Below are 19,136 nucleotides of genomic sequence, written 5' to 3'. Positions count from 1 at the left end.
TATAGAATATAAAACAATAAACTATTTATTAAACAAATACCAAAATTTAGAATCTTTTTTTATAAAAGGCTTAAGCTCTAAATATGTAAACTCAATTTCTATAATACCATGAGCATAATCGGCAATCTTATATAAAGGCCATATAAATGTTATACCAGATGGAGTTACATCATAAATATCACTAAGTTCAATAGAATAAAAATCAAAAAAATCTTTTTCTGTAAAATTCCTGAGTAATTTACTTCTCATCAAATTAACTAATTCCCTATCATTTTTATTTTCTATTAACTCTGATAAATTCAAACCTATTCTTTCACCTGTTGAAATTAAATATATAGCAGGCACCGCATTATATATTCCATGAATTCCGCCCGTATAAGAATAATTATATATAGTAAATGATATTATATTCTCATCTAAATAAGAAACATTTATTTCTTTTATTAATTGAAAATCCTCATTATTTTCTTCAGATTTTTTCCACACATTATATTCATCAATAATAGAATTATTAAGCATAAATGCTATTCTATTCGTATTTAAAGATTTTACTCCATCAACATCTAAAGAAATTCTATCTAAATTATTAAGATTTTTTGCATTTTTTATTATTACAGCATCTTTACTCGATTCAAATTTTCTGCCGTCATCTAATGTAACTTCCAAATCTAAACTGATAATATCAAGAGTATTTATAGGATAAGATTTATTCATATAAAATGAAAAATCATATTTATTTTCTCCATCTTGAGATGTCCATTCCCCTGAAAAAAATAAATCATTAGAAACTATTCCATTAAAATATCCTGTTATACGATTATTGACTTTCTCCTCAATATATAATTTATTTTCATTAATATGCCCTTCTATATCTATAAATTGATTTATATTTTTATAATAATATTGTCCCAAAACATTAGTTCCATCAATTATATTTAAATACATAGATATTTTAGAATTCCCAATGTTTCCATCGCACATATAAAACTTCACAAGCGAAATTTGCGGCTGCTGAGAAAATAAAATATTTGAATAGAAAACAAATAATAATATATAAAACAATTTAAATATCTTCAAATTATTATGCTCTTTTAAATTATTTAATAATGAGATATTATATATTTTTTGCAAAATAAAACAAGGGCAATACTAAAAAAGCATTGCCCTTAAAATACAATATAATAATTAAATTTACTTAGCTATATAATTAACTATTCTAGCAAATTTATCAGCAACCAAAGAAGCACCGCCTACTAAAGCACCATCTATATTAGGCATATTAAGCAAATCATCAGCATTCTTTTCATTAACACTTCCGCCATAAAGTATAATCATACCTTCAGCAACAGAATCATTATAAAGAGATTTCAAAGTTTCTCTAATAGTTTTATGAACATCATCTGCATCCTGAGGAGTAGCAGTTTTACCTGTACCAATAGCCCAAACAGGTTCATAAGCTATAACAACTTTTTTAGCTTCTGCCTCACTTAAACCTTTGAAAGCTTCTTTAGTTTGATTGCTTACTATATCAGAAGTAATTCCTTTTTCTCTTTCTTCTAAATGCTCGCCTACACATAAAACAGGTATAAGATTCTTATCTAAAGCTCTTTTTACCTTTTTGTTTATAAGTTCATCTTTTTCACCGAATATATCACGGCATTCAGAGTGTCCTATGATAACATACTCACATCCTACAGCCAAAAGCATGTCAGCAGAAATCTGTCCTGTAAAAGCACCCTTTTCCTCAAAATATAAATTCTGAGCACCTAATTTTATATTAGTTCCTTTAATAGCATTATGAACATCGCTTAGACAAGTGAATGTAGGAGCTATCATAATATCTCTGTCTTTAACATCTTTAACTAAACCTTTCAAACTATTAACTAATTCTAAAGCTTCTTTATTGGAATTATTCATTTTCCAATTACCGGCAATAAGTTTTTTTCTAGCCATTTTATTTCTCCTAAATTATATATTAATTATCTTTTAATAATTTACTAACATCTTTAAAACAAGGAACCTTACAATTTTCTATATGACCAAATATGATCATCTCTGTAGTTACTATATTAGCACCAAGATTAGCCATTTGCTTTAAAGCTATATCTTTACTTTCTTTAGTTCTGGAAGAGCAGGCATCAGCGGCAACATATACATTATATCCATTTTCTAGTAAATGAACAACACTGTAATAAACGCAAACATGAGTTTCTATACCAAAAACTACAATATTATTTTTATTGATAGAATTAAACTCATTTACAAAATCTTCAGTACCAAATATACTAAAATATTCCTTAGCAAAAAGTTTATAATTTTTTGGCAGCTTAACTTTCTCATCAGTACCGCCAAGACCTTTAGGATACTGTTCTGTAACTAAAACAGGAATATTATGCATATCAGCAGTTCTAAAAAGCATATTAGTATTTTTGATAACAGTATCAATATCATATATAGCAGGAACTAATTTAACCTGTTCATCAATACAAATATATAGAGTATCATCTTTATTTATTAGAGGTTCTTTCATTAATCTCATAAATAACTCCTTAAATATAATTTTAATAAAATTATATTCTAAAATAGAAAAAATACAATAAAAAAAGGGGAAACTATCAAGTTTCCCCTTAATCTATTAATTAGCCTTTTATTTCCAAACTAATTTATTATTGAGCTTGTTCTTGAGCAGCACCTTGATCAGCAGCAGCACCTTGATCAGCAGCACCTTGTTCTTGAGTACCGTCACCGATACGTCTTTGTTCAAGAGCTCTTAATTCAGCTTGCTCGCGTATTCTAGCAGCTTCTATAGCTTGTTTTCTGTCATTTTCAGTTTTTAAGATCTGCCAAGTACCTTCATCATCGATATCTTCTTCAGCATCAACAACTACTACATCATACTCAACTGTTACATCTTTAACATAAGTGATAAAATCTCCTCCAACTGTATCTTTAGTTCTGTAGAAACCTAAAGAATCTAATTTAATAGAAGGGATCATTCTAGGATAAAGAGGTTCTCTTACTAATACTCTGTCGCGAACATTAGGTAAATATTCTCTGTTTTCCCATCTTACTTGTCTCCAACCATTGAAGTAAAGAGCACCCATAGGATAAGATTTTAATTGACCATATTCATTTTGTAAGTTTACAAAATAGCTAACTAAGAAATTGCGTCCGTAAACCCAAGAGCTTATAGATTTAATTTCGCCAACATTATGTATAACACCTTTACCTTCTGTATATTTAGTACCATCAGCACCGCCATACATTTCAAGTTCATATACTGGTTTTACTAAAGCATAGCTGTTCCAACCTGCTAATGGGAAATGTACTCTTATACCAAGAACTTTACCAGCTTCCCAAGCACCATTGTTACCTTTACTATCTACATTAGTAACATAAGAATTTCTGCGATTTTCTGTTAATCTAGCAGATTCATTCAACCATACTACCCAGTTATCATTATAAAGATTTTCTGCAACTGGAACTAATTCATTTGTATCACCTTCTCCAGCTTGTAAGTTATCAGCATTACCTGTTAAAGCAAAATCAATCAAAGTTGAGTTTGTTAAACCGTAAGCAGATGCAGCGATAAAAATTGAAGTTAATACTACGAATAACTTTTTCATAATTTATTGCACTCCTTGTACTAATTAATAAGCATAATAATATAACTTTTATACACTAAATTTCTTAATTTGTCAAGCAAATTTAATCAAAAAAATAAATCAATATTTGACATTATCTATTATTAATATAGAATATTACTCAAAAATGTAATTATGTAAATTAAAAATGAGGTTTATACTATGGCTGATAAGAAATCGCAGACGAAAACTATTAAACCGCCTATATTATTTTCTAAAACTCAAGAGATTATTAATAAAATTACTAAACAGCTTGATGCCCCATTACTTTCATATTGGAACTCTAATGGCGGAAGTGTATGCCAAAATGATGTAATTGTACTCTCTGATATACTTAAACATATAGGAAAATGCGATAAAATATACTTCTTTATAAAAAGTTCTGGAGGAAGCGGACAGGCCTCTTTAAGAATAGTACATCTTCTTAGAGAGTCTGCCAAAAAAGTTGTAGCTTTGCTGCCTTTAGAAGCTGCAAGTGCCGCTACAATGCTTTGTTTGGGTGCTGATGAGATACAAATGGGACCTTTAGCATTTATAACTGCCGTAGATACTTCTCTTCAGCATGAATTATCCCCTGTAAATAAAGATAATAGTCTTGTATATGTCAGTCAGGACGAATTAGCTAGGGTTATAAAGTTATGGAAAGAGCAGTCAAATAATAATGATAATAATCCTTATGAACATATATACAAATATATACACCCTTTAGTTTTGGGGGCTGTAGACAGAGCCTCAAGTTTATCAATAAAACTATGCAAAGATATACTATCATACCATATGAAAGATCAAAAATTAATAGATAATATATCAAATTCGCTTAATTCTGCGTATCCTTCTCATAACTACCCTATTACTATAAGAGAGGCTAAAAAATTAGGGCTTAATGTTAAAGAAATGGATGATAAACTAAATGAATCATTAATGTCGCTCAATGAATATTACTCAGAAATGGGACAGAAATCCTGCACAGATTATGATGAATTTAACTATCATGATAATGAAATATTAAATATACATGAGGGCAGCACAATACAAATATATTATCAGGAAGATAAAGATTGGCATTATAGAGCTGAAGAGAGAAGATGGATTCCTATGAATGATAATAGTTCTTGGATAAAAAATACTTTAATAAACGGAAAACAAAACAGAAGTAAATTTCATATTCGATAATATAAATTATATTATTGATTCAAATTTGCTTATAACCTCATTAGGCTTTATAACCTTACGGCATTCAAATGTTTCTAATTTGCATTTTTTACCGCCGCATACACAGGCAGGATTATCCGGCTTTTTTTCTATTATTTCACTATTAATACCAATAGGAGAATTTTGATATGCCGGTGTTGCAAAATATAATGCTAAAGTCGGTATCCCAACAATAGAAGCCAAATGCATAGCTCCCGAATCATTGCCTATAAAACCATTACATAAGCTCAAAATACCGGCTATCATATCTAATGACATATAAGGTATTATAGGCTCTTTTAAAAGCATTGCTGATATTTTATCAGATATCTCCTTTTCATTAGGAGTAGTAATAAATAAAGTAAGAGCATCATATTTATTAGACAAATAATTAGCAGCTTCTGCAAAATACTCCTCTTTCCAAATCTTACCTACACTATTAGTTGCTCCTATTCCGTAAGCAAATATTTTTTTATTCTCAGGATTCACAGTTTTTAAATAATCTTTTGCTTTATTTAATATATCTTCTTTTATTTTTAATTTAATACTAGGTCTTTGTTCATTTATTCCAATAGCCTTAAGTAAATTAACATAATAATCCGATGTATGTATCCACCTGACTTCTTTTCTATCAACTGCATCAGTAAGCATAAAATTTCTATAATCAGCCTTATATCCTATACGCCTTTTTATACCATGCCCGAATACTCTAAAAGCACTTTCAAATGAATTAGGAAAAATCAAAGCAGCATCGAAATGATATTTTCTCAAATGAGGAAATCTTTTTACTTCCAAACATTCATCAACTAAATCAGAAGCCTCAAAAATTCCAAACATAGATTTTTTTGCCATTACAGTAATTTTTATGCCTTCATATTTTTCTTTTATTAAATGAATAGAAGGCATAGACATGATTATATCTCCAAGCCAATTAGGAGAATGTATAAGTAAGTTTTTAATATTTTCCATAAAAAATAAAATTATAAAATATAATTAAAAATCATCTAAATCTATAAAATCATCCATAAATTTTTCATATCCCGATATTATAGTTTTATAAATAGTTCCTTCCATTATCAAATTACTAGACTTTCTAATATTTTGAAAATATTCATAAAGCATAGAAAAGTCATTTTTAAAAATATTTTTCCAAGTATCTTTAGCAGACTCAACAACTTCAATATTGCTGCAATTTATTATAATATATTTTAATTTATTATCTACATACTGCGTTGAAATTACTATATCTATATGCTTGTCATTAATAAAAGATAATTGATCTTGACGATATACAGAATTTACAGGGCTTTCATCAGTAGGTATTAATTTTTCATTCTCATCTATATAGTTGTTGGAATAATAATTTATACCTTTAAATAATAAAGTAATATAGAAAGGCTCCAATCTTAAATCCATAGATTTTATATCTATTAAAGTATTAGCCAAATTAGTTAAAATAATATCATTTAATTTTACAGATATCTCATTTTCAGTTATTTTCATATCTTCTATTACAGCACTATGCATCTGATTAAGTCCTATATAATCAATACTTTTTCCAAGCCTTGCAGCATTAGAAAATAGAAAATTCTTATAAACATTATCAGATACATGACATCTCTCAAATGTTTCATCATCTAAAATCATGGCATCTTTATCAGAACGGCCTTGATACTGACTATAAAATATAGTTTCATATACACTAGGCGATAACATAGAGGCTATCTCATATAATCTGACATTAGCATAATCCATAAATCAACTATATAATATTTCCTATCTTTTTTATATCATAATCAATTACAAATAAATCATATTTAGCTGATATTTTAGAATTGTTACGATAAAATTTGCTGTTAATACAAGTAAATTTTATCGGAATATTTTTCTCTTTAGATAAATAATACGCTATATTTTCTCCTCTTTCTATATCATCAAAAGAAGTTTCATCCATTAAATGAGTATTATTTATTATACCTGTAACTTTTAAGCCAAGAACAGACTCTATATCAATAAGATGTCCTAATGCCGATTCAAAAGTAGAATTTTCTTTTCTGTTAGCGTTAAAAATAAAAAAAACATCAGTTTCATTAATATCAACATTATCGCGAAAAGAAGCAAATGATAAACTGCCTGCTGAATTGCCGCCCATATCAATTATGCCTATAATATCTTTTCTATCGAAAATAGAATAAACTTCAGCAGAAACCGCAGGTAAATCAGAACCTGACTGCGGAAGGTAACTTCCTATAACTTTTATATTTTTTTCTTCTAAATACGAAGAATGCTCTCTGGATCTGAAATAAGGGTTCACAACATCTAAATCAGCAATATAAATATCTTTAGATGTAAAATTTCTAATATACATACTATAGTTAATAGAAAAAGTTGTTTTACCAACTCCATAATGACCGCAAACGATTGTAACTCTATTGTATTTATTCATAATTAATTTCCTAAAAACCCTTTGATAAATAAAATATAATATATTTCATAATTTTTTCAAATTTTTTTAATTAAATAAATAAACCTTAATTGCATAATTTGCAAGTATATATAATATAAAAAAACAGAAAAATAAATTTACTATTTTGAAATAAAATATAACCGATACTATATAACAACATTGTATTTATAAGGTTTTATTAGAAGAATAAAATAAAAAATTTGGGATAAAAAATGAAAAAATATATATTTATTTTGATATTTGTATTTGGATGCAGTTTATTTTCTCAATATGCAACAAATGATGCTTATATTCCGCCACAAAATAATACACAAACAGAAGAAAATAATCAGAATAATGATGAATATATAACTAATGATGCTATAATGGGCAGAAAACCTGCTGTAATAGATACTCCTATAACAGGATTTAAAAACATTACTTTAGGGGCAACAAGGCAAGATACAATAAATGCTATATTAAGCGATAATACTATGACTTTGCCTAAACAATATATGACAGGTACTGTAGATTTGAATGCTGAAGAAAGTGCTACATTCCTTGCATTAGAGGAAAATAAATTTTATAAAAGCGGATATTTCATATTTAAAAATGATGCTTTATATTCTATAACTATAAATTTTCAGCCTAATCAAGTTGATTTCCTTGAATTATTATCTGCTTTAAATGCTAAATACACTAAAGGAGCTTTTCTAAATGCCAATACCGTAGCCTGGCAGAATGGAGATATAAGAATAATATTAGAAAGACCAAGCGTTGTAAAATATATAGATATGAATAATGTTACAACAACATCAGATACTAGAATAAAAGAAAAAGAAGCTATGCCGCCTCAAAATACAAGAAAATCTATATTGGAAGGACTTTAATAAATGTTTAAATATATATTATTAATATCATTTGCTATATTATCATCAATATCATGCAGTAATAATAATAAAGAAAATACTAAAAGAGTTGAAATAATTCTAAAAGATGAAGATTTTAAAGAAAATGTTGAAATCAAAGAATATGATGAAGATAAATTGAAAAATCTAGCTTTATCATCTTTAAAGGAGTTTTACTCATTGCCTTATAATCAGGAGAGCGTAAGGATAGCTTATGAAAAATTCTATTCCACAAATTATAAAGAAATATTAAGAAAAAGCAGAAATATAAAAAATGCTGATGAGTATGTACAAAGCGATCCCTCATTAGATTTTGAATTTGAAACTAAAATAGAAAAAGTTTATGATATAAAATTGGAAGGAAAAAAGGCTTATATAGATGCCGATTCATCTGTTTATGATAGAGTAGAAGATACTACTTCAAAAGCAAGACAAACATTCGTAATGTCTTATGAAAACAACAAATGGGTTATTTTATAATTTGATATCTAATAGCATTAAATTAATTAAACCATAGTAAAATCATAAAAAATAATCATTAATCATACTTTTATTTTTACCGAAAATATTAACATAATATTATTATTTAGGAGTTTAAACTTGAAAGAGCCAATATTAGCAGGATTAGATGCAGGAAGTGCATCAATAAAAACTGTCATTGCCCGTGTTAATAATGATAAATTAGATGTTATAGGTATAGGCGAAAGCGAAAGCGAAGGCATCAAAAAAGGAGTTATTATCAATATAGATGCAGCTGCCAATGCTATAGAAAAATCTATAAATGAAGCTGAACATATGGCCGGATTACAAGCTCCTGATATAATTGCCGCAATAGGCGGGGATCATATAAAAGGATTAAACAGTAAAGGTGTAATAGGTGTTAATACTAAAGATAAAGAAGTTACTCCTGCTGAAATAGAAAGAGTTTTAGAAAGTGCAAAAAATATACTAATACCTGCTGATAGAGAAATAATAGAAGCTATAGAACAGGAATATTCTTTGGACGGACAAGATGAAATAAAAAATCCTGTGGGTATGTCCGGAACCAGACTTGAAACTAAAGTGCATATCATAACAGGGCTTAAACATGTAAGCGAACATTTAAGAAAAACTTTAAATAAAATGCGTTTTTCCGGAAAAGACTTTATAGTTAATATAAGAGGAAGTTCTGAAGCATGTCTTACTGAAGATGAAAAAGAGCTTGGCGTAGTGGTATTTGATATAGGACATTCCACTACTTCTATTATGGTATATTTGGAAGGTTCTGTTTGGCATACTGCTGTTATACCTGTAGGAAGTCAGCATATAACTAATGATATAGCCGAAGGATTAAGAATCACAATACCTTCTGCTGAAAGATTAAAAAGAGATCATGGTTTTGCATTTATAGATATGGTTGGAGAAAAGGAAATTATTGAAGTACCTACTGCAAGCGGACAAATGCGTACTATACCTAAAAGAGTATTAACTGAAATTATACAGCCTAGAGTAGAAGAAATTTTCAGCTTATGCGGAAAAGAATTAAATAAAATGAAGTATATAGATTCTCTTTCTGCTGGTATGGTGTTTACAGGAGGAGGTGCCTTGCTTCCGGGATTGGTAGAACTTGCTAAGGCTTATCAAACTGCTGTTAAAGGTGCTGCCCCTATTAGTGCCAGAATAGGTGTGCCTGATAAAATTGAAGGCATCAGAGATATAGCAAATAATCCTGCATATTCAGCCGTTATTGGAATACTTATGATGAGTTTAGATGAAGCTACTCAGGTAAACATACCGCATAAAAAAACATCTGAAAAAGGTAAATTTAAATTCAACTTTAAAAATCCTTTCTCTGAGTTTTTCAAATAATTTGAAATTTAATATATCAACATAATTAATATTATACCTCATATATAACTTATTGTGGTATAATATTTTATTATACCCAATAATCAGATATCCATAACTTTTATAATACTCAAAATCAACTATATACATTTTGACAAATTAAATCATTTTTAGTATAATTAAACTATGAAAGAGATTAACAGACTTAATGATTTATTTGTACGATACTTAATCGGTACTGAAGGAGATGAAGCTATCTTTTTAGAGAAAATATTGTTAATGCTGTTTTAAATGATGTTGGTTTTGAATCTGTGAGTAATCTTGAAATTATTAATCCTTATAACTTATCAGAAAATGAGAATTTAAAAGAGTCTATTCTAGATGTTAAAGCAAAAACTAAAGATGGTAAAAAATACTTATTGAAATACAATTAGTCGGAAATAATAATTTTATAAAAAGAATATTATACTACATAGCTAAAAATATAGCTTCTGAGTTAAAAGAAAGTGATTTATACATTAATATAAGTCAGATGATTAGTATTATGAAGATATTTTATAATTAGACTGTTCTTCATCTTCTTAGAAAGATATTATCTCATTGTTTTCTTTTAATGTTTCTTCAAAAGATTTATTTTCTCTTTTATCAATTTCTTTTTGTATATCTTCTTTATAACTCTCTATCATTGTTATTTCTTTTAATTTTCCCAATTCTTCAAGAGTAAGTTCTGATAGTCTTCTGCCCTGTGTTATTTTATTTTCAAGTTCACGGATATGATTAAACTTTCTGCCTTGTAAAATGTGTTTTGCAGTTTCTGTGGTATTATATAAAGCTGATAATTCTTTATCTAATGGAATTATTTTCTCAAGTTCTTCGCCTGTCAGTTCATTGTATGCTCTGCCATTTGTTATAGATTGTATTTTATTTTCAAGCTCAGTTTTTCTTGATATTTCTTTTATTGGTTTTTCTCCTTCTTCTATATTGTTATCATCAATATATTCACCTCGTTTTTTCAATTCTTCTATAACTCTATTTCTATATCCTTCTTGCAAATTATAATTTGAAAGATATTGTTTTAATGAAATAGTATTTATTAGAATCCATACAGTTCCTTTGTACTCACCTATAGGACATACAGAAAAATCAATATTTCCTTTTTTCTCATTGCTGCTATTTTTTGATATAAACCTCTGTATAGCATTCATAATAGTGTTAGCTTCTGCTTTATTGTCAGACTTAAAAGTTATGCCAAAAAGTCCATTATCTTCTACAAAGTTTAGCTCTCTCATCGCTCCTCCAACTAACATTATATTAAATATTAGAATTAAAAATTATTGTTTCATCTATATATTTTTTTAATATTTCTTTACTATCTATATTTATTTCTTTTTTATTTATATCTAATAGAACATTTCCTCTATCTATGGTTATTCTATGAAACCTATCATTTAAATAAAAACTAAATCCATTAAATGCCTCTATTATGATATCTGGAGAATAACTATCTATAATAAAATCAATCAATTTCTGCTTTAATATCTGCATTTTATTTTCCATTTCTTGAAACGATATTTTGTAATTATAAAAAGTTTCTCTAATAATCTGTTCCATTTTATCCTCTATAAAATATTATTATTTTTTTCATTTTCTAATTTTATTTTTAATTTTACTGCATTTTTTATTATATCAACAAAACCATCAGCAGGTACATTTTCTTATTTAGTTACAAAGAAGATAAACTCAGTCAACAAATAAATAGTATCTTCGCTGCTAATATTTTTAGCATCGATAATAATACGTTCTTCTTTATTATCTCGTTCTATATGTATATATTGTTTTTGACTATCTATTTTCATAATCATATCCTATTAATAATCTTTCTTTTTATTTCCAAAAGCTCCATCTTCTTTTGCTGTTTTTCTGCTATGACAAGGGTGGGAAATAAGTAAAAGTCAAAAAATTAAAACTTTTTCTCAATCCCCGCCCTTTATGTTTAATTGCTTCACTTTGAATTTTAGCTTTATACTGTTTTATGAGTTAAATAACATTTGTTAGCACCCGCCCAAGCGTATTTTAAATTTGCAGTCTATTCACCGCACGGTATACGAAGAAAAATGTATAAAAGGATTAATAGTACAATTTTTGCAATATTTTAAAATCTATTCTGCGTGCGTTAAAAAAGTCATAAACCTAATAAAAGCTTGGGTGGGCWGCTAAAAATTCTTTTTAGACAATGAATAAAATTAAAAATTATAATTGCAGATTAAATAATAAGCCTAGAGGGTGGGAATTAGTAAAAGTCAAAAAAAATTAAAAACTTTTTCTCAATCCCCGCCCTTTATGTTTAATTGCTTTACTTTGAATTTTAGCTTTATACTGTTTTATGATTTAATTAACATCTGTTAGCACACACCCAAGCGTATTTTAAATTTGCGGTCTATTCACCTTATGATAAAGAAAATACTGCTAAGTCTGCCTCTCGAATCGTACTGACGAAGTCCGCTTTTGGTGTCGGAATGTGTCGTTAGGTTTAAGAAACTGTATATTAATACATTAGAATAAATGGTTTATGCAGTTATAAAGTATTATTTTTGTAATTGATAAATTATCAAAATTTCATATACAATCTCTTAAATTACTTTTTAAACAAGTCTATTAGTCGTTTTAATTGTTTGATTATACTAACAATAAAGATAAAATTTTAATAAATTCCATTTTTATCTTTAAAAAAGCAGAAATATTTATATAATAAATAGTATACATATTACGATATTTAACATAATTGTTTTTTCATTTAAGGAATAATTATGAAAGAAAAATACATAGTGTGGGAAGATAAATATAAGGTAGGATATAAAAGAATAGATGATCAGCATTTGGAATTAATAGAGATAATTAATGATTTGCATGATTGTATGGATAATAAAGATTCAAAAGATGAATCTCTTAAATCACAGTTTAAAAAGGCTTTAATAAAAACTGTTGATTATGTAGCATATCATTTTTCTTGCGAAGAAAAAATAATGCATGCTATTAAATACAATAAAATAATAGAACATTCTTCATACCATAGAGAATTTGCACAAACAATCTTTAATTATGTAAAATCCTATGAAAATGGTTCTTTAGATGCTATTAATAATTTAGTTCAGTATCTAAAAGATTGGTTTTTAAACCATATTTTAGTTACAGATAAAAAATTTATAAAGGAAGTTAAGGAAGCATTAGAAAAACTTTCTAAAGAATAATAAGGAGCTTTAATTATGGAACAAATGGCAGAAGTTATTGTTAAAAAAGGCTGGATTAAATGGGAAGATAGATTTAAAACTGGTTATAAAAGAATAGATAATCAGCATAAAGAGTTAGTTAATATTATAAATGATCTTTATGAAACAGGTGTTAGAGGTGATATTAGAGATGATGAAGTACAAAAATCATTTAAAGAAATCATCAAAAGAACTATAGACTATGCCACTTATCACTTTGCCTATGAAGAAAAAATTATGAATGCCATAAATTATTCCGGATCTAAAGACCATATATCTAAACATAGAGCATTCTCTCTCAAAATAGTTGATGAAGTTAATAGTTATGAGCGAGGTGATGATTTAGTAATTAAAGATTTTATTACTTTTTTAAAAGATTGGCTGCTTAATCATATAGTGCTTGAAGATAAAAAATTTATAGCTGAAGTAAAAACTACATTAGCTAAAATGTATGAAGAAGAAATAAATTGATTTTATTATTTTTATAAATAAAGCCTTATAGTTTTTCTATAAGGCTTTATTCGTTTATAAATCATAAATATTTTTCTATTTCTGTAAAAGCTACACCTGCCTTTTCTTGTATATAAATATCAACTATAGAATTAGTAAAGCTGGAAGGTGCAGGATTAATTTCCATAATCTTTGCTCCGGACCTTTTAGCTATATGAGGAATTTGAGCTGCCGGCATTACCTCACCGCCTGTACCTACTATAATAAACAAGTCGCTTTTTTGTGCATCTTCTATTGAAGAGTTAAAATCTATTGCAGGAAGCTGTTCACCAAAAAATACAAAGTCAGGTTTTAAGGTAGATCCGCATTTTTCACATGAAGGCGGATCCATGGCAAGTATTTCTTTACTGATTTTATATCTTGTTTTGCATTTCATACATACTGCATATTTAGCTGTGCCATGAAGTTCATATACTATTTTACTTCCGGCTTCCTGATGAAGATTATCAATATTTTGAGTAATTACACTTCTCATAATCCCCATTTTTTCTAAATTTGCTAATACTATATGAGCTTTATTAGGTTTTACATCTGTAATAGGATCATAAAAAACTTTTTTTAATGAATTCCAAGATTCTTTCTGATGCTTCATAAAATAAGATATTTCAGCGAACTGACTTCCATGCTTCTCCCAAAGGCCATTTTCACCTCTGAACGGAGGTACCCCGCTTTCAACACTTATGCCTGCTCCTGTAAAAGCTACTGCATATTTTGATTCTTTTATTGTTTGTGCTATTAATTTATAATCTGTCATAATTATTTATTATATAATATAATTAATTTTTTTTCCAGCAAAATAAAAAATAAATACTTAAAAATGAAAATTATATATTATTAATCCTTTCAAAAAAATAACAATAATATAAAAAAATATTATTAATGTTCTTTGATTCATATCTTATTTCTCATAAAATAGGTATTCTATGATAATATTTTTATTGACAGATAACTTTAATATGTTATAATATAACATATTGTTTTATAGTAAACTAGAAGAAAAAATTTAAGGATATATTATGATTAGCAGAACACAAATTATGCGTTTATTAAAATATAAAAATGCTCTAAGACGCATGAAGAGTTTTGGATTTATAAAAGCATATTCTAATAACTTGGGGGATGCAATAGGTATAACTTCGGTTCAGGTAAGAAAAGACTTTTCATTATTTAATATATCTGGAAATAAGAAGGGCGGATATAATATAGATGATTTATTAGAGCAAATTGATAGCATATTAGGAAAACAAATATCTCATAATATTATATTAGTAGGATATGGTAAAATAGGAAAAGCATTGGTTAATTACAGAGGCTTTGAAAGCGAATCTATAAAGATAGTTGCAGCATTTGACCATAACCCTGAAAAAATAGATAGAGATGCCGCCATTCCTATACTTCCTATAGAGGAATTAAAAGATTTCATAATTAATAATAAAATAGAGATAGCAATATTAACTGTACCTGATTTGGAAGCTCAAAGAATGTTTGATGTTATATGTAATGCTGGTATAAAAGGAGTATTAAATTTTGCTCCTATAAAACTTTTAGAGAGACCTGATTGTATAATCAATGATGTTAATATAGCTGATGAGATTGAATCTTTATTCTACTTTATAAACGATGTGAAAGATACTAATTATTCTTCCGGAAAAAAAAATAAAGAGAAAGCGGATAAATAATTAAAGGTTAATTTTTATGAATAAAGCAGTACTTGTAATTATATTTAATAGGGCGGATAAATTTAGAAAAGTTATTGATTCATTAAGAATAGTAAAACCTAATAAATTATATATAGCTGCTGATGGTCCTAGAATAAATAATAAAAATGATATAATAAAATGTTCTGAGGCTAGAGAAGTTATCAAAGAAATTGATTGGGAATGTCAAATAAAAACATTGTTTCATGATGAAAATTTGGGTTGTGAAAAAGGAGTATCTTCAGCTGTTACTTGGCTTTTTGAAAATGAAGAAGATGGAATTATACTTGAAGATGATATAGTTCCAGATGAAACTTTTTTTTATTTTTGCGAAAAATTATTAGAGCATTATAAAGATGATGAAAGAATTATGCATATAGGAAATAATAATATACATGATGAAGGTTCATTAGACTCTTATTATATATGTTCTATAGCAAATTCTTGGGGATGGGCTAGTTGGAGGAGGGCTTGGAAATATTTTGATTTAGGCTTATTTAAATATGATTACGATAAGATAATAAATTCAATAGAAAATAGATTTGATAATGAAATGGTAAAAAGGTTTTGGAAAAAGAATGCTTTTGAATTAAAAAATAATCCTTATGCAGTTTGGGATAATTCTTGGATTATTTCTGTTATTATAAATAACGGTATGGCAATATATCCAAATCAAAATTTGATAACAAATGTTGGATTTGATGAAGAAGCTACTCATATAAGAGATAAAAATCATCGCTTTGCTAATTTAAAAACAACACATTTGAATGAAATAAAGTATTTGGAAAAATTAGAATTAAATAAAAAAATGGATGAAAAAATAACTTCAGATTTTTATGGTCAGGAAGTTAATATAAAAAAAATTTTAGATGATATAGATAAATTAAATTTTTTTATTAATGATATAACAAATAAGATCGCCTGGTTTATACCTATAAAAAAATTCAGAGATAAATTTAGAAGTTATGTAAAGATGAAATTGGAAAATGTTAAACCGTATAATTATCCATTTGAATTATAAAAAATAAGGACTGTTTTACACAGCCCTTTATTTATATATTTTTAATAATGCATTATTTATTATAGGTTAGGCTTGCTCTGGTAAGTAAATCTACAACTTCTGTATTACCATTTTCCATAGCATACATTAGAGCAGTCTTTTTAAATTTATCTAAAGTATTTAAATAAGCACCTGCATTAATCAAATATTCTGCTGAAATATAATCGCCATTTTCGGCAGCAAACATTAAAGCAGTTTTTCCATCATTATCAGCAATATTTAAGTCTGCTTTATTCATAATAAGTGCATTAACTGCATCACTTTTTCCTGAAATAGCCGCCCATATTAAAGCTGTTCTGCCGTCTCGCATTTTAAAGTTTATATCGGATTTTCCTATGAGTAATGATGATATTACATCTGTTAAGCCTAATGTAGAAGCTAAGGCAAGAGGTGTAATATTTCCATAAGGTCCGTAAGAAGCTACTACATTGGCATCAGCACCTCTTTCCAATAAAAGCCTTGCAATATCATTATTTCCTCTGGCTATAGCATAGAATAAAGCATTAGCACCATATTCATTTATATAATTAATATCACTGCCTTTGTCTAATAATAATCTTACTATTAAATCATGATTATTAAAAGAAGCTACCATTAAAGGAGTCATATTATAATTTATTCCGTCATCATTTCCGCTTCTATAAGTTCCCATCATTCTTAAATCGGCATTAGCATTAACTATCATTTCAACTATGCTGTAGTATCCTTTTCCTGCAGCCTGAAGTAATGCTGTTGTTCCGCCGTTTATTTTTATATTAGGGTTAGCGTTTTTTGCAAGCAGATAAGAAACTATATCAACATATCCGGCATCGGCAGCATAAATTAAAGCTGTTTTTCCATGTATGCATGTGAGATTAACATTTGCATTTTGGGATAGAAGGAGAAGTACAATATCCTTATATCCTTTTGAGGCTGCTGTGATTAAGGCATTATGTCCCTGATTATCCCCAAAGTCTATAAAATTTGAAATAGAGCCTTGAGAGATTAATCTTTTTATGCCGTTAGTATCTCCTGCATTAGCATAATCCAATAACTGATCTAATCTTCCTGTATTAGGTGTTTGTGCAAATAATACAAAAAAAGCATTTAAAAATATTAAAATAAAACTTAAATAACGCATTTTTAATTCTTCCTTAAAGTATAGAATTTTCGCTGTTATCAAATTTCGGAATAAGATATATTAATTTTTAATTGCTTTATGATTTATTTTTTGTATTATTTAAATAATATTTATAAAGTTCTTTCTTGGTAGAATATAGACTTACTCCCTTTATAGGACTTATTTTTAAAGTTATTGTGGCTAATTTAATCTTTCTTAAACTATTAACATATAAATATCTTTCTCTTATGGCATTTATTATATCAATGCTTATACATTTTTCATTTGCTCCATAATTATAATATTGATAAGCCTCTTTGCTTTCTTCTATGCCATATTTAATATCATTAATTATTTTAAAAAAGTGATTTTCTGTAAAGCGGCTTGTAAATATAATAAGTTCTAAATCTTTATAATTATTTTCATCTGTTACAATATTGCTAAGTATATTATTATATTCCAATATTATTAAATCAGTGTCTTTGGAACTATTCTCATTTTTTCTCTCACATTTTAAAAATACATCTGCTATTCCTATTTTATTTTCTTCAAAGATTTTTTTCTTCTTGCTCTTATTAAAAATAAAATCACTTCCATTTTTATAATCTATATCAAAGCAGTCAGCAATTATTTTCCAAAACTCACTTCTTTTACTTGAATAATACCAAGCATTATTTTGCTCTTTTATGCTTAATTTACTAAACTTTTCTTTATTAGAATATAATGGAACAGGAAAAGTACCTAATATTAAAATTTTCATTTTATTAGGAAAGAAATTAATATCATCAAATATATGTTTTTCAATATTCATTTTTTACTATCCAAATATAATTATACAGCTTATTATTATTATAAGTCCTAAAATTCCTGTGAGTATTCTAACTCCAATCTCTCCAAGAACTTCATATATATCTATCATGGAATTTGAGCTGTTATTGTTTAAAAGCCAATTCCATTTAAAAATTGCATCCAGAATAAACATAATGCCTATTAATATTCCAAATATATATGGACATTTTTTGATATAATTTACTAAACTTTCCATAGTTAATAATTATATTATATTTATATATAAAAGCAAAATTATTTAATTTTTAAATTTCAATAACGCACGGGGAGTAAAATTTTATATATAATGATAATGAGATTAATAACATATTCAATAATTATAATTATATTCTGCGTGCGGTGAATGTATTATTAATTTAAAAAAACTTGGGTGGGCAGCTAAAAAATTCTAATTGGATTATAAAAAATAAAGAATTAATATTGCAAAATAAATTAAAAATCCTAAATGGTGGGGTATGAAAATAATTTTAAAACTTTATTTTAATTGCCCGCCCTTTAAGATTTATTATTATAATTTGAATTCTAGTATTAATTATATTTAAAATCTAATCAGAAATTATAGCACCCGCCCAAACGATTTTTAATTTTTTAATCTGTTCACGCACGGATAATGATATTTCTTAATATAATTAAATTCGA

The 19,136-nt window shown here is 27.1% G+C and carries 21 protein-coding genes and 2 pseudogenes; 9 read left to right on the top strand and 14 right to left on the bottom strand.

From position 1 onward, the window contains the following. Positions 1 to 21: 21 nt before the first annotated feature. The 4 genes from BFL38_RS12050 to BFL38_RS12035 all read right to left on the bottom strand — a co-directional run bounded on the left by BFL38_RS12050 (position 22) and on the right by BFL38_RS12035 (position 3,626). A complete protein-coding gene (locus BFL38_RS12050; protein WP_256097265.1) occupies positions 22 to 981 on the bottom strand; it encodes a PdaC/SigV domain-containing protein in 960 nt (319 codons plus the stop codon). A gap of 210 nt (positions 982 to 1,191) precedes the next feature. Beyond that, complete coding sequence (gene tpiA, locus BFL38_RS12045; protein WP_069727262.1) at positions 1,192 to 1,953, bottom strand: triose-phosphate isomerase; 762 nt, start codon at positions 1,951 to 1,953, stop codon at positions 1,192 to 1,194. A gap of 22 nt (positions 1,954 to 1,975) precedes the next feature. After that, entirely contained in the window at positions 1,976 to 2,539 is a 564-nt protein-coding gene (locus BFL38_RS12040; protein ID WP_069727261.1) for an isochorismatase family protein, read from the bottom strand. Between the two features lie 127 nt (positions 2,540 to 2,666). Then, positions 2,667 to 3,626 (bottom strand): flagellar filament outer layer protein FlaA, encoded by a 960-nt coding sequence (locus BFL38_RS12035; protein ID WP_069727260.1) that lies wholly within the window; start codon positions 3,624 to 3,626, stop codon positions 2,667 to 2,669. Positions 3,627 to 3,806: 180 nt separating this feature from the next. Between BFL38_RS12035 and BFL38_RS12030 the strand changes: the two genes are divergently transcribed. Then, positions 3,807 to 4,817, top strand: coding sequence for an SDH family Clp fold serine proteinase (locus tag BFL38_RS12030; RefSeq protein ID WP_069727259.1), 1,011 nt, complete (start codon positions 3,807 to 3,809; stop codon positions 4,815 to 4,817). A 6-nt stretch (positions 4,818 to 4,823) separates the two neighbouring features. On the opposite strand, the gene BFL38_RS12025 is transcribed toward BFL38_RS12030, so the two are convergent. From BFL38_RS12025 to BFL38_RS12015, 3 genes are read right to left on the bottom strand one after another with little or no spacing between them, the layout of a single operon-like run. Beyond that, on the bottom strand, positions 4,824 to 5,804 hold the full coding sequence (locus BFL38_RS12025; RefSeq protein ID WP_069727258.1) for a glycosyltransferase family 9 protein: 981 nt from the start codon (positions 5,802 to 5,804) through the stop codon (positions 4,824 to 4,826). Positions 5,805 to 5,828: 24 nt separating this feature from the next. Then, a complete protein-coding gene (locus tag BFL38_RS12020) occupies positions 5,829 to 6,590 on the bottom strand; it encodes a hypothetical protein (RefSeq protein ID WP_069727257.1) in 762 nt (253 codons plus the stop codon). Between the two features lie 7 nt (positions 6,591 to 6,597). Next, positions 6,598 to 7,281: an ATP/GTP-binding protein gene (locus tag BFL38_RS12015; protein ID WP_069727256.1), complete on the bottom strand. Its 684-nt coding sequence runs from the start codon at positions 7,279 to 7,281 to the stop codon at positions 6,598 to 6,600. Between the two features lie 233 nt (positions 7,282 to 7,514). Here BFL38_RS12015 and BFL38_RS12010 point away from each other — a divergent pair, with 233 nt between their 5' ends. The 4 genes and pseudogenes from BFL38_RS12010 to BFL38_RS14710 all read left to right on the top strand — a co-directional run. Then, positions 7,515 to 8,171: a hypothetical protein gene (locus BFL38_RS12010; RefSeq protein ID WP_069727255.1), complete on the top strand. Its 657-nt coding sequence runs from the start codon at positions 7,515 to 7,517 to the stop codon at positions 8,169 to 8,171. 3 nt (positions 8,172 to 8,174) lie between these two features. Next, a complete protein-coding gene (locus tag BFL38_RS12005; RefSeq protein WP_069727254.1) occupies positions 8,175 to 8,669 on the top strand; it encodes a hypothetical protein in 495 nt (164 codons plus the stop codon). Between the two features lie 120 nt (positions 8,670 to 8,789). Next, the gene (gene ftsA / locus BFL38_RS12000) at positions 8,790 to 10,037 is read left to right on the top strand and encodes a cell division protein FtsA (RefSeq protein ID WP_008722636.1); all 1,248 of its coding nucleotides are present in this window, start codon (positions 8,790 to 8,792) and stop codon (positions 10,035 to 10,037) included. 165 nt (positions 10,038 to 10,202) lie between these two features. Further along, positions 10,203 to 10,578 (top strand): annotated as a pseudogene (locus tag BFL38_RS14710) (Rpn family recombination-promoting nuclease/putative transposase); the annotation flags it as partial. Positions 10,579 to 10,597: 19 nt separating this feature from the next. Here the strand turns inward: BFL38_RS14710 and BFL38_RS11995 are convergent. The 3 genes and pseudogenes from BFL38_RS11995 to BFL38_RS11985 form a co-directional block, all read right to left on the bottom strand. After that, positions 10,598 to 11,305 (bottom strand): hypothetical protein, encoded by a 708-nt coding sequence (locus BFL38_RS11995; protein WP_069727253.1) that lies wholly within the window; start codon positions 11,303 to 11,305, stop codon positions 10,598 to 10,600. A gap of 22 nt (positions 11,306 to 11,327) precedes the next feature. Continuing rightward, entirely contained in the window at positions 11,328 to 11,627 is a 300-nt protein-coding gene (locus BFL38_RS11990) for a hypothetical protein (protein ID WP_069727252.1), read from the bottom strand. Positions 11,628 to 11,635: 8 nt separating this feature from the next. Continuing rightward, a pseudogene (locus BFL38_RS11985) lies at positions 11,636 to 11,872 on the bottom strand (hypothetical protein). A gap of 951 nt (positions 11,873 to 12,823) precedes the next feature. On the opposite strand from BFL38_RS11985, the gene BFL38_RS11980 reads away from it, so the two are divergent. Together BFL38_RS11980 and BFL38_RS11975 are read left to right on the top strand one after the other, a co-directional pair. Next, the gene (locus BFL38_RS11980; protein WP_069727251.1) at positions 12,824 to 13,264 is read left to right on the top strand and encodes a bacteriohemerythrin; all 441 of its coding nucleotides are present in this window, start codon (positions 12,824 to 12,826) and stop codon (positions 13,262 to 13,264) included. Positions 13,265 to 13,279: 15 nt separating this feature from the next. Further along, on the top strand, positions 13,280 to 13,753 hold the full coding sequence (locus tag BFL38_RS11975) for a bacteriohemerythrin (RefSeq protein WP_069727250.1): 474 nt from the start codon (positions 13,280 to 13,282) through the stop codon (positions 13,751 to 13,753). Between the two features lie 61 nt (positions 13,754 to 13,814). On the opposite strand, the gene BFL38_RS11970 is transcribed toward BFL38_RS11975, so the two are convergent. Further along, positions 13,815 to 14,546, bottom strand: a complete 732-nt coding sequence (locus tag BFL38_RS11970; protein WP_069727249.1) for an NAD-dependent deacylase — start codon at positions 14,544 to 14,546, stop codon at positions 13,815 to 13,817. 262 nt (positions 14,547 to 14,808) lie between these two features. On the opposite strand from BFL38_RS11970, the gene BFL38_RS11965 reads away from it, so the two are divergent. After that, the gene (locus BFL38_RS11965; protein WP_069727248.1) at positions 14,809 to 15,471 is read left to right on the top strand and encodes a redox-sensing transcriptional repressor Rex; all 663 of its coding nucleotides are present in this window, start codon (positions 14,809 to 14,811) and stop codon (positions 15,469 to 15,471) included. A 16-nt stretch (positions 15,472 to 15,487) separates the two neighbouring features. Then, positions 15,488 to 16,510, top strand: coding sequence for a hypothetical protein (locus tag BFL38_RS11960; RefSeq protein WP_069727247.1), 1,023 nt, complete (start codon positions 15,488 to 15,490; stop codon positions 16,508 to 16,510). A gap of 52 nt (positions 16,511 to 16,562) precedes the next feature. Here BFL38_RS11960 and BFL38_RS11955 read toward each other — a convergent pair whose 3' ends face one another. From BFL38_RS11955 to BFL38_RS11945, 3 genes are all read right to left on the bottom strand, one after another. Next, positions 16,563 to 17,669: an ankyrin repeat domain-containing protein gene (locus BFL38_RS11955; RefSeq protein WP_069727246.1), complete on the bottom strand. Its 1,107-nt coding sequence runs from the start codon at positions 17,667 to 17,669 to the stop codon at positions 16,563 to 16,565. A 76-nt stretch (positions 17,670 to 17,745) separates the two neighbouring features. Further along, on the bottom strand, positions 17,746 to 18,459 hold the full coding sequence (locus BFL38_RS11950) for a uracil-DNA glycosylase family protein (protein ID WP_069727245.1): 714 nt from the start codon (positions 18,457 to 18,459) through the stop codon (positions 17,746 to 17,748). A gap of 6 nt (positions 18,460 to 18,465) precedes the next feature. Next, positions 18,466 to 18,630 carry an Imm17 family immunity protein gene (locus tag BFL38_RS11945; RefSeq protein WP_438357079.1) on the bottom strand — a complete coding sequence of 55 codons (165 nt, stop codon included), beginning with the start codon at positions 18,628 to 18,630 and terminating at the stop codon, positions 18,466 to 18,468. Between the last annotated feature and the right edge of the window lie 506 nt (positions 18,631 to 19,136).

This window comes from Brachyspira hampsonii (genome assembly GCF_001746205.1).
In the GTDB taxonomy this organism is placed as follows: Bacteria; Spirochaetota; Brachyspiria; order Brachyspirales; family Brachyspiraceae; genus Brachyspira; species Brachyspira hampsonii_B.
Note: the sequence above shows the minus strand (reverse complement) of the source record. Positions and strands in the feature narration are given on the sequence as shown.

Excerpts from the sequence above, each read along its gene's own strand:
- BFL38_RS12050 (WP_256097265.1), bottom strand. The coding sequence starts at position 981 with ATGTGCGATGGAAACATTGGGAATTCTAAAATATCTATGTATTTAAAT.
- tpiA (WP_069727262.1), bottom strand. The coding sequence starts at position 1,953 with ATGGCTAGAAAAAAACTTATTGCCGGTAATTGGAAAATGAATAATTCC.
- BFL38_RS12040 (WP_069727261.1), bottom strand. The coding sequence starts at position 2,539 with ATGAGATTAATGAAAGAACCTCTAATAAATAAAGATGATACTCTATAT.
- BFL38_RS12035 (WP_069727260.1), bottom strand. The coding sequence starts at position 3,626 with ATGAAAAAGTTATTCGTAGTATTAACTTCAATTTTTATCGCTGCATCT.
- BFL38_RS12030 (WP_069727259.1), top strand. The coding sequence starts at position 3,807 with ATGGCTGATAAGAAATCGCAGACGAAAACTATTAAACCGCCTATATTA.
- BFL38_RS12025 (WP_069727258.1), bottom strand. The coding sequence starts at position 5,804 with ATGGAAAATATTAAAAACTTACTTATACATTCTCCTAATTGGCTTGGA.
- BFL38_RS12020 (WP_069727257.1), bottom strand. The coding sequence starts at position 6,590 with ATGGATTATGCTAATGTCAGATTATATGAGATAGCCTCTATGTTATCG.
- BFL38_RS12015 (WP_069727256.1), bottom strand. The coding sequence starts at position 7,281 with ATGAATAAATACAATAGAGTTACAATCGTTTGCGGTCATTATGGAGTT.
- BFL38_RS12010 (WP_069727255.1), top strand. The coding sequence starts at position 7,515 with ATGAAAAAATATATATTTATTTTGATATTTGTATTTGGATGCAGTTTA.
- BFL38_RS12005 (WP_069727254.1), top strand. The coding sequence starts at position 8,175 with ATGTTTAAATATATATTATTAATATCATTTGCTATATTATCATCAATA.
- BFL38_RS11995 (WP_069727253.1), bottom strand. The coding sequence starts at position 11,305 with ATGAGAGAGCTAAACTTTGTAGAAGATAATGGACTTTTTGGCATAACT.
- BFL38_RS11990 (WP_069727252.1), bottom strand. The coding sequence starts at position 11,627 with ATGGAACAGATTATTAGAGAAACTTTTTATAATTACAAAATATCGTTT.
- BFL38_RS11980 (WP_069727251.1), top strand. The coding sequence starts at position 12,824 with ATGAAAGAAAAATACATAGTGTGGGAAGATAAATATAAGGTAGGATAT.
- BFL38_RS11975 (WP_069727250.1), top strand. The coding sequence starts at position 13,280 with ATGGAACAAATGGCAGAAGTTATTGTTAAAAAAGGCTGGATTAAATGG.
- BFL38_RS11970 (WP_069727249.1), bottom strand. The coding sequence starts at position 14,546 with ATGACAGATTATAAATTAATAGCACAAACAATAAAAGAATCAAAATAT.
- BFL38_RS11965 (WP_069727248.1), top strand. The coding sequence starts at position 14,809 with ATGATTAGCAGAACACAAATTATGCGTTTATTAAAATATAAAAATGCT.
- BFL38_RS11960 (WP_069727247.1), top strand. The coding sequence starts at position 15,488 with ATGAATAAAGCAGTACTTGTAATTATATTTAATAGGGCGGATAAATTT.
- BFL38_RS11955 (WP_069727246.1), bottom strand. The coding sequence starts at position 17,669 with ATGCGTTATTTAAGTTTTATTTTAATATTTTTAAATGCTTTTTTTGTA.
- BFL38_RS11950 (WP_069727245.1), bottom strand. The coding sequence starts at position 18,459 with ATGAATATTGAAAAACATATATTTGATGATATTAATTTCTTTCCTAAT.
- BFL38_RS11945 (WP_438357079.1), bottom strand. The coding sequence starts at position 18,630 with ATGTTTATTCTGGATGCAATTTTTAAATGGAATTGGCTTTTAAACAAT.